This window comes from Streptomyces sp. NRRL S-244, from assembly GCF_000717915.1.
Lineage (GTDB): Bacteria > Actinomycetota > Actinomycetes > Streptomycetales > Streptomycetaceae > Streptomyces.
Window position 1 is genome coordinate 97,172 of sequence record NZ_JOCX01000001.1, and the last position, 11,520, is coordinate 108,691.

Sequence of the window (11,520 nt, forward strand, 5' to 3'; positions counted from 1 at the left end):
ACCCGCGCACTCGATCGCGATCGGGAAGGACGCACAGCGTGACGACGGCAGGGACGGACGGCGCGGGCAACGGCAACACGACCCACGGCACGGGCAGCATCGGCTCGAAGGGCCCCGAGCTCATCGAGCTCGCCTCCATCAAGGACGCGGAAGTCGACCGGTGGAACGCCCTCGCGGGCGACGCCGCCCTCTACTCGACCCACCGCTGGCTGCTCTACGGCGAGGAGCTGGCCGACGCCGGCTCCCGCCACCTGGTCGCCGCCTGCGACGGCTCGTACACCGTCGGGCTCCCCACCCACCGCTTCACCGGGAAGGTCCCGCACTTCTACGATCCCGCCGTGCTGTTCCCCGGCGCCGCCGAGCCGGCCACGCCCGAGCGCCCGCTGCTCCTCGGCGGCACCCGCCTCGGCTACACCAGCGAGGTGATCGTCGCTCCGGGCACCGCCGAGCCGCTCGCCGCGGCGGGCGTGCGGACCGTACTGGACCGGCTGCGCGCGATGGGCGCCGAGGACGACGGCCTCGCGGCCCTGCTCTACCTCACCGACGAGTCGGTGGAGCGGCTGCTGCCGCACCTGGGCCCCCGGGACCAGGTGGTGATGATGGACGCGACCGCCGTCCTGCCCGTCGACCCCGACGGCCTGGAGGGCTACCGCAGACGCTTCACCTCCCACCAGTTCACCTCCATCCGCCGCGAGATGCGCCGCTACACCGACGCCGGCTGCCGCACCGAGGTCAAGCTCCTCTCCGAGTGCCACCAGCTGCTCGGCCCGCTCTCCGCGCAGGTGCTCATCCGGTACGGGCACCCCGTCACCGACGAGAGCGAGTCGGAGCGCTTCGCCCAGCAGGCCACGCTGTTCGACGACAACTGCCGGATCCTGGGCGCCTACCAGGGCGACCGGATGGTGGGCTTCACCCAGTACTTCTTCTGGGGGAACACCATGTACGCCCGCTCGCACGGGCTGGACGACTCCATCGCCCGCGAGGCCAAGCTCTACTTCAACCTCACCTACTACGAGGCCGTGAAGTACGCGGCGGCCAACGGCTACCACTGCGTGGACCTGAGCTGCGACGCCTTCCAGGCCAAGGTGTCCCGGGCCGCCCGGCTCCAGCCCCTGTGGGGCGTCCTCCTCGACGCCCCGTGGACCGGGCCGGTCCTGGAGCGCGTACGCGCCGAGGAGCGGGCCCGGCGCCGGGAGTTCGCCTCCCACGACCCGGGGATCGAGTCGCGGGTGGCGCAGCTCGTGGACGCGCGCGGCCGGTAGGCCGACGACAGGGCCCGGGCCCCCGAAGACGGGCCCAGGCCGGCCGCGACGCTCACCCGGCCGGTCTGGGCTCCCGCTCCTTCTCCCACTCCCGCTCCCGCTGGTCGCGCCCGCGCTCCGCGATGGCCGCCACCGGCGGCACCGCCGCCCCGGCCGCGACCATGAGGGTGACGAGCACGGCCCAGCCCAGCGGGCCCGCGCTCAGGCACAGCGCGTTCAGCACGGTCGGCGCCACCGCGCCGCCGATGCCGACGCCGACGGAGAACACGCCCTGGTACTCGCCCTGCGCGTGCTCGGGGGCCAGCCCGAACGACAGCGCGTACTCCCCCGCCGTGAACAGCATCTCCCCGAAGGTCAGCGCCGCCGTGCCGATCAGGATCAGCCCCATCGCCCCGTACATCGGGACGTGCGCGGCGGCGTAGACGAGGGCTATGGCCACGGCGATGACGGGCCCGCTGCGCCGCATGGCCAGCGCCCCGTCGCGCGGGGTCTCGACCCCCTTGGCGACCTTGGTCTGGAGCAGGACCACCAGCGCGCAGCTCAGCGCGAAGACCAGCGACACCGTCCAGCGCGGCGCCTTCGTGTACTCGGCGATCCACACCGGCATCAGCACCGTCATGAAGACGTCGAACATGACGAGGGTGCCCGCGAGCACGCTGACGGCGAGGAACGGGCGGTCGGCGAGCGCGTAGTGGCGGCCGCTCCCCGGCTCCTTGGGGATCGGCGGCAGGTGCGGCAGCCGGGCCACCAGCACCGCGGCGACGAGGTACGAGACGACGTCGGCGCAGATCGCGATCACGTACGCGGTCCGGGTGTCGGCCTGTAGCGCCAGCCCGCCGAGCAGCGAGCCGGAGACCATCGCGAGGTTCTGGAGGGAGTAGATCCGCGCCCGGTACGCGACGCGGTCCGCACCGCCGACGTACGCGATCAGCGCCCCGCTGATCGCGGGGAAGGCGCCGCGCCCCAGGGCGATCAGGGTGATCACCACGAGGAACCCGGCCATGCCCTCCACCAGCAGCAGGGCGCCCGCGGCGGCCGCCTGGGCGACCAGTCCGGCGATGCCCACCTCGCGCGGCCCGAACCGGTCGGCGAGCCGGCCGACGAGCGGCCCGGCGACCAGGCCCGCGAGCCCGGCCGCCGTCAGCCCCATGACCACGTTGCCCGTGGACAGTCCCACGGACCGGACGAAGAACAGGACTTGGAGAGGGGCCCAGCTGCCCGCCCCGAGGTAGCGGACGAACAGTGCGGCCGCCAGGCCGCGTCTCAGGCTCCGTCCGTCGCTCGGCATCAGTGGCCCGCCGGGGCTTCGACGGCGGCGGGGCGGGGGGCGGACTCCGCGGGGCGGGGGTTGACCTCGACCCCCAGCTTGGGCGCCAGCAGTTTGCGCAGCTGCTGCGCCGCCGCCTCGGCGGTGTTCGCCCGTACGACGTCCCAGCCGCGCCGGGCCGCCCAGTCGAGCATGACGTCCCGGACGGCGGCCTGGTGGGACAGGAAGCTCTCCGGCCGGCACTCCGGGTCGCGGCCGCACTCGTACGGGGTGATGTCCCCCTTCTTGCGGCGCAGAGCCTCCTCGGGGGTGACGTCGAAGAAGACCACGCTGTCCACCGGGGCCATGGCGTGGACGATGGCGTCCACGAGCTCCTGGGGGCAGCCCGCCAGCAGTTCGGTGGCGGCGTGCTTGACCCAGTAGCCGTCGAGGACGACGAGGTCCGCCTCGGCGGCGCGGGCGCGCTCCGCGGCCAGGGTGTTGAGCCAGCCGAGGAAGAGCATCCGGGCCGGGTTCGGCATCTCGGCGATGCAGACCCGCAGTTCGTCGAGGGTGGTGCCGCGCAGGAAGCGGGCCTGCGGTACCTCCGATTCCGCGAACACCTGCCACTTGCCGACGACGCGGAACGACAGGCCCTGGCCCTCGGCCCAGCTCTGGAGCCGCTTGACCTGCGTGCTCTTGCCCGCGCCGTCGGGTCCGTCCATCGCAACGATCACTGTTCAAATCCCTTCGGAAGATCCGCCACGGGCCATCGCCGTACGGAAGTCATGCGGTGCTGCCGCGGTGGTACGCGAGAGCCCGCTCGATCAGCGCCTCGGCGGCGCCGGTGTACTCGGCCGGGATGAGCAGCCGCTCCAGCTGCGCGGCGGTGAACTCCTCGGCCAGTTCGGGCGCTTCCGCGAGGAGCCGCCCGACCAGGGATTCCGCGGAGTCCGCCGGCGCCCCGCCCCCGCCTCCGCCCGCGGCCACCCGGCCGACCAGGCGCTTCGCGCCCGCCTTGCCGAGTACGGGGGCCAGTGCGGCGGCCAGCCGCTCGGTGACCACGGCCCCGCCGGTGAGCCGCAGGTTCGCCGCCATCCGAGCGGGCCGCACCTCCAGCCCCTCGGCCAGCTCCGCCGCGGTGCAGGCGGCCCCGCCCACCAGCCGCAGCGCCTCGCGCAGCGGCTGCCATTCGCCGTGCCAGGCCCCGGCGGGCCGCTCGTCCTCGGCGGCGGCCGCGCAGTGCGACAGCGTGAGGACGAGCGAGGGCACCTGGAGGGCGGCGGAGCGGATCATCGCGGCGAGCACCGGGTTGCGCTTCTGCGGCATGGCGGAGGAGACGCCGCGGCCGGCCCCGGCGGGTTCGGCCACCTCGGCGAGCTCGGTGCGGGCCAGGGTCTGCACATCGGTGGCGAACTTACCGAGCGCCGCGGCGGCATGCCCGAGGACGGCGCCCGTGTCGCCGATCGGCGTGCGCAGGGTGTGCCAGGGCAGGACGGGCTCCGCGAGTCCCGTCTCGGCGGCGAAGAGGGCGATCAGCTCCCCGGCGTACGCACCCGCGTCGGCGCCCGGATCCGTGCCCGCGCCCGTGCCCGCCCGGTCCTGTGCCGGCCGCGCGTACTCGAGATAGCCCGCGAGGGTGCCCGCGGCCCCGCCGAGCTGGACCGGCAGCCCCCCGTCGAGCAGGGCCCCGACCCGGCGCCGTACGTCGACCACCGCGACGAGCCAGCCCGCCGCCTTGAGGCCGAACGTGGTGGGGACGGCGTGCTGGCCGAGGGTACGGGCCACCGCCGGCGTCCCCCGGTGCGCGTCGGCCAGGTGGGCCAGCGCCCCGGCCGTCCGGTCGAGCTCGGTCCGTACGAGGCGCAGCGCACGGGCCGTGACCAGCATCGCGCCGGTGTCGAGGATGTCCTGGCTGGTGGAGCCGCGGTGCACGTACTCCGCCGCCGCGGGGTCCTCGGCCGCGACCAGCGCCGTCAGCTCCTCGACCAGGGCGACCACCGGGTTGCCGGCGCCGCGCGCCCGTACCGCCAGCGCGGGCAGGTCGATCGCCCCGGCCCGGGCGCACGCCGTGATCGTCTCGGCGGCCTTCGCGGGTACGGTGCCCAGCCGGGACTGGGCCCGGGCCAGGGCGGCCTCGGCGTCGAGCATCGCCTGGGCCCAGGCGGTGTCGGTGAGGGCCGCCTCGGTGGCGGTACCGGCCCGGACCGGCGAGAGGAAGCCGGTGTCCGGAGATGTGGTGGGGCGGTCCATCAGGTGGTGCTCCTCGTCAGCGAGTCGAAGCGGCGGTCCGCCCCCCGGGCGAGGCGGAGGATGCCGCGGGCCATCGCGTCGGAGTCGCCGAGGATCACCGAGTCGACGCCCGGCCGGGCCCCGGCGGCGGTCACCCAGTGCACGCCCTCGGTGGGCACGCCGTACGCGAAGCGCCGCTCGTGCGCCGCGCCGGTCGCGTCGATGACGTGGTACGGGCGCTCGGTGACAGCGATCCCTCCGGTCCGGTACGGGCCGCGCTCGTCGTCGATCACGTACGGGACGCACTGGCCGGTGGCGTACAGGTACCCCAGCAGCGGGTCCTCGGTGCGCACCACATCGGGCTCGGGCAGCCGCGCGTCGATGAACGCCCGCGCGTGCACCGCGTCCCCGCCGACCCGGGGCGAGCGGGCGGTGAAACGGCCGGCGGCCTCGTCCGCGCCGAACTCCGCCCCCGGGCCGAGGACGGTCAGCACGCCGGCCTCGATCAGCGCGATCGCCTCCCGGATCCGGCGCGGCGGCGGGCCGATCGACAGGTAGGCGTTCAACGGCCCGTAGCGGGCGGTCAGTTCGTCCCGGTAGTCGGCGCCGGATATCCCGCCGTGGTCGACCAGCAGCCGCACCTCGTTGCGCAGGTCGCGCAGCACGTCGAGGGCCGCCTTGTACGGGCCGTCGACGTTCCCGGCGTGCGCCTCGGCCACGTCCCGGCGCAGGTGCTCCAGCAGCCACCCGGTGAACGCGGCGCGGTCGGCGAAGACCCGGTCCGCGCAGGGCCGGGCGACGCGGTCCCAGTCCCAGCGCCGCCCGGCCGGCACGCCCAGCACGTCGAGCAGCCGGTCGCGGTCGTACGGGGTCCAGGGCCCGGAGGCGCTCCGTTCGAGCAGCCGCGCCGCGGCCTCGGGGCGGCCGCCGGCCCGCAGCAGGGCGGCGTAGTAGACGGTCTCGACCTCCTGGGAGACCAGCGGCCAGATGTCGCACCGGAAGCGGGGCCGCCGCGGCCCCCGGCGCAGCCGGGCCACCGCCGCCGGGGTGAGGACGAGCGGGAGGTGGCGGCCGTGCGCGCCCTTCTGGTTCTCGCCGCGCGCCTGGTACGGCACCCCCCGGCGCGATCCGGCGTACAGCACGGGCTCGCGCCCGGAGCGGTGGTAGACCAGCCCGGCGTCCTTGGCTTCGTAGACCCCGCCGCGGCCCTCCGTCAGCAGGGCCATGTGGTCGAAGAAGTTGAGCCCGAGGCCGCGCAGCAGGACCGGCTCCCCGGGCTCGATCCCGTCGAGCCGGGCCTCGGCCGGGTTCCCCGGGGGCAGGTAGCAGAGCCCGCGGCGGGCCGCGAACCGCGCGAAGGCGGCCTCGGCGGGGGCCGGGGAGACCGGCAGGTGCCCCTGGGCCAGGACCACCGCGTCGAGCCCGGACAGCACCGTGCCGTCGTCCAGGGTCACCCGGTCGAGGCCCCCTGCGGAGGTGTCCGCGTCGAGGCGGACGGCCCGCGCGGGGTGGGTACGGATGTCCGCCGGGCCCCGCCGGACCACGCCGCGCAGCACCCACTCCAGGTAGCGCCCGTACAGGGCCCGGGTGGGGTAGCCGTCGGGACCCGGCACCTCGTCCCCGGCCGGGGAGGCGCCGCCGTGCAGGGCGGGGTCGGCGGCCCACTCGGCCAGGCTGGGGCCGGGCCGCACGGGGCCGTCCATCGTCACGCTGTCATCGGTGAACAGGGTCACCTGGGAGGCGACCGTGTTCATGAGCAGGTGCCGCGACTGGTCGGAGCGCCACACCTGCCCGCTGCCCGGCCGCGGGTCGACGAGGTGGACCCGCAGCCGCACCCCGGCCGGCAGCAGCTCGTCCGCGTTGGCCGCCAGCCGCTCCAGGACGGACAGCCCCCGCGGGCCCGACCCGATGACGCAGACCGTCAACCAGCGCTCCCCGTCGCCGTGTTCGTCAGTACGTGCCGAAGTACTCACGGTGCTCCCATGCGGTGGTCTCGCCCGGTCCGGCGGGCCCCGCGACGGCCAGCCACTCCCCGAACCGGGCCACCTCGCTGTGCTTGAGCTGCGCCAGGCAGTCCTGGAGCGGTTTGCCCAGCAGGTCCCGGGCCAGGGCGCTGCCCTCCATCGCCGCCACCGCCTCCGCCAGATCGCGCGGCAGCGCCGCCGCCGTGGGGGCGTGCGGGTCCTCGGCGAGGGCGCCGGGCCGCAGCCCGCGCTCGATGCCGTCTAGCCCGGCGGCGAGCTGCGCGGCGAGGTAGAGGTAGGGGTTGGCGCAGGGCTCCCCGATCCGGTTCTCCACGTGCGTGGACTCCTCGCCCGGGCCGCCGAGGACCCGGATCAGGGCGCCCCGGTTCTCGGCGCTCCACACGACCCGGTCCGGGGAGAGCGAGAACTGCTCGTCGAGCCGCCGGTACCCGTTGACGGTCGGGATGCAGAACAGGGCGGTGTCCGCGGCGTGTTCGAGCAGCCCGGCCACGTAGCCGAGGCCTTCGTCCGAGAGCAGCGCGGCGCCGCCCTCGCCCGGAAGCGGAACGAAGGCGTTGCGGTCGGCCGCCGTGTCGAACAGCGACTGGTGCAGGTGCCAGCCGCTCGGGTCGAAGCGCTCCAGCCGGGGCAGCGCCATGAAGGAGGCGTGGTGGCCGAGGCGGGCGCAGATCTGCTTGGCGACCGTACGGAAGAGCAGCATGGCGTCGGCGGCGTCCAGCCCGTTCATCGGGCTGAACGTGAACTCCAGCTGGCCCGGGCCGGATTCGTGCTCGACGGTGCGCAGCGGCAGCCCGAGTTCGCGCAGGGCCCGCGCGAGCGGGGTGACGAGGTGCATCAGGCCGTCGGTGAAGGTGTCCAGGTTGAACTGGTAGCCGCTGTTGACCGGTTCCACGGCGGGCGGTTCGCCCTGGACGCCGAATCCGCCGACCGCCGCGGCGGCCCCCGGGCCGTGTTCCGCGCCGGCCAGCCGGGTCACGTACCACTCCACCTCCAGGCCGACCACGTAACTCAGGCCGCGCCCGGCGGCGCGGGCGCACTGGCGGCGCAGCACGGCACGGCTGGAGAGCGGGTGGGGGGTGCCGTCGCGCAGGTGCTCGTCGGCGATGACCCAGCCGGTGGCCGCCTCGGTGTACGGCAGCACCTTGAAGGTGAGCGGATCGGGGACGATCAGGAAATCGCCGGCGCCGGTCAGCTCGGGTATGCCGATGCCGCCGCCGGGTGCGAAGAAGTCGACGCCCACGGCGTGCCCGGTGTCGAAGACGAAGGGGCCCGGGCTCATGTCGATGCCGTTGCGCAGCGCCGTGCGGAAGGCCTCGACCGTCAGGGTCTTGGAGCGCATCAGCCCGTGCGGATCGCCGAAGCCGACCCGGACGAACTCCAGGCCCGCCAGGGTCTCCTCCAAGGCCTCCGCGGCGGCCCGCTGGTCCGCGCTCCACAGGCCGTGGCGCTCGACGAAGCCGACGCTGCCGGTGGCGAAGCGGGCGTAGCGCCGCTCGTCGGCCTCGCGGGCGGTGGTGGCCTTGGTCATGTCGATTCCTTTGCTGGTTCCGGCGATCGCGCCGAGAGCGCCGCGTAGTGGTGGTGCCAGGGCCGCGCCTGCTCCAGCTGGTACGCGGCGGCCAGGACCCGCAGGTCCTCGCCCCGCCCGCCGACCAGTTGCAGGCCGACGGGCAGGCCCTCGGGCGACAGCCCCGCCGGGACGGACACGGCGGGCTGGCCGGTCAGGTTGAAGGTGTAGGCCTCGGGGGCCCACGCCAGCCAGGACAGGGCGCCCTTGCGGACCGGGTCCGGCGGCTCGTGCCGGTCGGCGGCGAACGGCGCGATGGCCACGGTCGGCATGGCCAGCAGGTCGTAGTGCTCCATCAGGGCCTGGCTGCGGGCGCGCAGCACGGCGCGCGCCTCGTACGCCCGGGCCAGCCGGGCGGCGCTGAGCGTGCGCCCGTACCGGATGACGCGGAGCCGGCCGGGGTCGAGGCGGTCCGCGACCTCGTCGAGGTCCCGGGGGTGGGCGGCCGCCTCCCAGCCGGCCAGGATCGTCTCCAGGGCCCGGTACGGGTCCTCGAAGGGCGGCGCGATCTCCTCGACCGCGTGCCCCCGGGCCGCCAGCGCCTCCACGGCCCGCCGGGCGACGGCCGCGATACCGGGCGGCGGTACGGGATCGCCGAGCGAGGGGATCCAGCCGATGCGCAGGCGGGGCAGGAGCCCGGCCGTCTCCTCCAGGTCCCCGGCCGGCCCGCCGGGCGCCCCGAAGGACAGCGGGTCGGCCGTGTCGTAGCCGGACATCACCTGGGTGAGCAGGGCCGCGTCGGCCACCGTCCGGGTCAGCGGCCCCAGGTGGGACAGCTCGTCCGGGCTCTGGGGCACGTACGGGATCCGGCCCAGCGAGGGTTTGAACCCGACGACCCCGCAGAAGGCGGCCGGGATGCGGATCGACCCGGCGCCGTCGGTGCCGGTGGCGCCGACCCCGATGCCCACGGCCACCGAGGCGGCCGCGCCGGCGCTGGAGCCGCCGGGGGTGCGGGCGGGGTCCCACGGATTGCGGGTGGGGCCCTGGAGCCGGTTGACGCCGGCCGCGCTCCACCCGCCCTCGGAGGTGTTGGTCTTGCCGATGACGATCGCGCCCGCCGCCCGCAGCCGGGCCACGGCCGGGGCGTCCCGGCCGGGTACGGCGTCGGCGTGCAGGAGGGAGCCGCGGGTGGTCCGTATCCCCTCCGTCGGGGTCAGGTCCTTGACGGAGACGGGCATGCCGAGCAGCGGCCGGTCCCGCCAGACGGCGTTCCCGTACCGGTGGAGCAGCCGGTCGGCGGCCTCGGCCTCGGCGGTGGCGCGCTCGCGGGCGAGCGTGAGGAAGGCGCCGATCCGGGGCTCCCACCGGTCCAGCAGCCCGAAGGTGGCGGCGAGGTGCTCCGAGGGCAGCAGGCTGCCGTCCCCGTAGGCGGCGCGGAGCGTGCGGATCCCGGCGGACGGCGACGCGGGCAGGTGGGGTGCGGCGGGCAGGCCGGGTGCGGCGGGCAGGTGGGGTGCGGCGGGCAGGTCAGGCGCCATGGAAATCCCGGTACCAGCCGTTGTCGAAATCGCGGATCTCCAGGCCCCGGTCGGCGGCCGCCTGGTGCAGCAGCGCCTGGATCCGGCCGGCCGTCATGGCCGCCCGCAGGTCGCCCTGCCCGAACTCGGCGCCGGAGGTGCGCAGCAGCCGCAGGTCGTAGAGGCCGGGGCGGTACGCGCCTTCCAGCACGATGCCGAGCGGGACGCGCAGGGCGTGCCGGACGCCGAAGGTGACGTGCCCGGTGTGGTGCTGGTCGGACCAGTTGGTGATGTCGGCCGTCATCGGGGCGAAGAACCAGTCGTCGCGGCCCGGGGACTCCGCGGTCCACGACATGCTGTGCGGCAGGTAGTGCCAGGTGTTGTAGCGCATCCGCGCGCTGTACGCGGAGAGGGTCCGGGCGAGGGCGGCCCGGTCCTCGGCGAACTTCCGGGCGAACGCGGCGCCGGGCGCGACGCAGCAGTAGAAATCGCGGGTGGCCAGGGCGATCCGGTCCTCGGCCGGGTGGCCGCTGTGCAGGACGGCGACGCTCTTGGGTCCCCGGCCCATCACGACGTCGCAGTCCAGCGCCCCGGCCAGCGTCTCGAAGAAGCGGTGCAGGAACCCCTCGTACGCGCTGGTGAACCCGGCGGGCGCGGCGAGCCGTACGACGCGCTCCACGACCTCCTCGGCGTACGCCGAGACCGCCGCGGGGGCGGCCGCCACGGGGAAGGGCCGGCCCGCGGCGCCGGAGAGCAGCTCCGCCACCGGCGCCGGGAGCTCGTCCCAGCCGAGCGGCTCGGCCATGATCCGCTCGCGTTTGTGCAGGGAGGCACCGTTGATCTCGCGGTAGAACACGGCGCCCGCGCGCAACCGCTCCGCCCGCGCTGCGGCGCAGGCGGCGGCCAGGGCGTCGAGCGCGGCGCCCGTCGGCGAGCCGGCGAGGTCCGGGACCGGGGCCCCGTACGTCTCGATGCGTTCCCGCAGGAAGCCCGCGAGCAGGTCCGGGGTGAGCTGTACGCCGTTGAACTCCTCGGCCCGGACCGGGGAGCCGGAGCTGATGAGCGCGTTCAGGCAGACGACGAAGGTGGCGTCCTCGGGGGACCACCGCGCGGCCGGGGCCGCCCGGAGCGCGGTGAGCACGGAGCCCTCGGACCCGGCGGCCAGCGAACGGCCGGGCAGATTGCTGAACTTGCCGAGGTTGCTGTAGAAGCGGTCGCCCACGTACAGCAGTACGGGGGCCATGTGGACCAGGGCGTGGCCCACGGCGTCGATCCGCTGCCGCACGGAGTCGGCGTCCTGCTGCGCGAGCCAGCGGTGCACCTCCTCGAACTGGATCCGCTGGACGTCCTGGGCCAGCGCCCACAGCCGGCCCAGGGATTCCGGCCGGTTCTGCCACTTGAGGGTGCCGAGTGGCTCGGCCTCCTCGGGGCCGGCCGGCCGGGTGCCGGCCGGGACGACGCGCAGCCGCCCGGTCCCGGTCAGGACCAGCAGGTCCCCGGCGCCGTCGTCCGCCGCGGTGTCGGGGCCGCCGGTCGGGGCGAAGCCCGCGACCTGGGACTCGGCGATCTCCGTGTACACGCGCTCGCCGAGCCCCATGGCCGCTCGGCCGATCTGCTCGGGGACCATCCCGTCGAGGGTGGCCGCTATCCGTATCGCGTCGGCGGCCAGGCCGCAGGCGCGGGCCCGTTCGGCGGCCGCCTTGACCTGGGCATCGAATCCGGGCGTCTTCAGCTGCATTGTCGTCACCTACGGAACGTCATTCGACGGCGG

Annotated in this window: 8 protein-coding genes; 1 reads left to right on the forward strand and 7 read right to left on the reverse strand. The window is 75.4% G+C overall.

The genetic code is table 11. The features are described 5' to 3' along the window. The first annotated feature begins 38 nt into the window (after positions 1–38). Positions 39–1,262, forward strand: coding sequence for a GNAT family N-acetyltransferase (locus IF02_RS0100490; RefSeq protein WP_030152776.1), 1,224 nt, complete (start codon positions 39–41; stop codon positions 1,260–1,262). Between the two features lie 52 nt (positions 1,263–1,314). Here IF02_RS0100490 and IF02_RS0100495 read toward each other — a convergent pair whose 3' ends face one another. From IF02_RS0100495 to IF02_RS0100530, 7 genes are all read right to left on the reverse strand, one after another. Then, entirely contained in the window at positions 1,315–2,550 is a 1,236-nt protein-coding gene (locus IF02_RS0100495) for an MFS transporter (protein ID WP_051695363.1), read from the reverse strand. Next, a complete protein-coding gene (locus tag IF02_RS0100500) occupies positions 2,550–3,233 on the reverse strand; it encodes a hypothetical protein (RefSeq protein ID WP_051695366.1) in 684 nt (227 codons plus the stop codon). Before IF02_RS0100500 ends, IF02_RS0100495 begins: the two co-directional genes overlap by 1 nt. A gap of 61 nt (positions 3,234–3,294) precedes the next feature. Then, positions 3,295–4,761: a lyase family protein gene (locus tag IF02_RS0100505; protein WP_030152781.1), complete on the reverse strand. Its 1,467-nt coding sequence runs from the start codon at positions 4,759–4,761 to the stop codon at positions 3,295–3,297. Continuing rightward, on the reverse strand, positions 4,761–6,713 hold the full coding sequence (locus IF02_RS0100510) for an FAD/NAD(P)-binding protein (RefSeq protein WP_234318046.1): 1,953 nt from the start codon (positions 6,711–6,713) through the stop codon (positions 4,761–4,763). The genes IF02_RS0100505 and IF02_RS0100510 overlap by 1 nt, the downstream gene beginning before the upstream one ends. After that, a complete protein-coding gene (locus IF02_RS0100515; RefSeq protein WP_078621768.1) occupies positions 6,691–8,253 on the reverse strand; it encodes a glutamine synthetase family protein in 1,563 nt (520 codons plus the stop codon). The genes IF02_RS0100510 and IF02_RS0100515 overlap by 23 nt, the downstream gene beginning before the upstream one ends. Further along, complete coding sequence (locus IF02_RS0100525; protein ID WP_106977182.1) at positions 8,250–9,770, reverse strand: amidase; 1,521 nt, start codon at positions 9,768–9,770, stop codon at positions 8,250–8,252. Before IF02_RS0100525 ends, IF02_RS0100515 begins: the two co-directional genes overlap by 4 nt. Next, positions 9,760–11,496 carry a hypothetical protein gene (locus IF02_RS0100530; protein WP_158708419.1) on the reverse strand — a complete coding sequence of 579 codons (1,737 nt, stop codon included), beginning with the start codon at positions 11,494–11,496 and terminating at the stop codon, positions 9,760–9,762. The genes IF02_RS0100525 and IF02_RS0100530 overlap by 11 nt, the downstream gene beginning before the upstream one ends. Between the last annotated feature and the right edge of the window lie 24 nt (positions 11,497–11,520).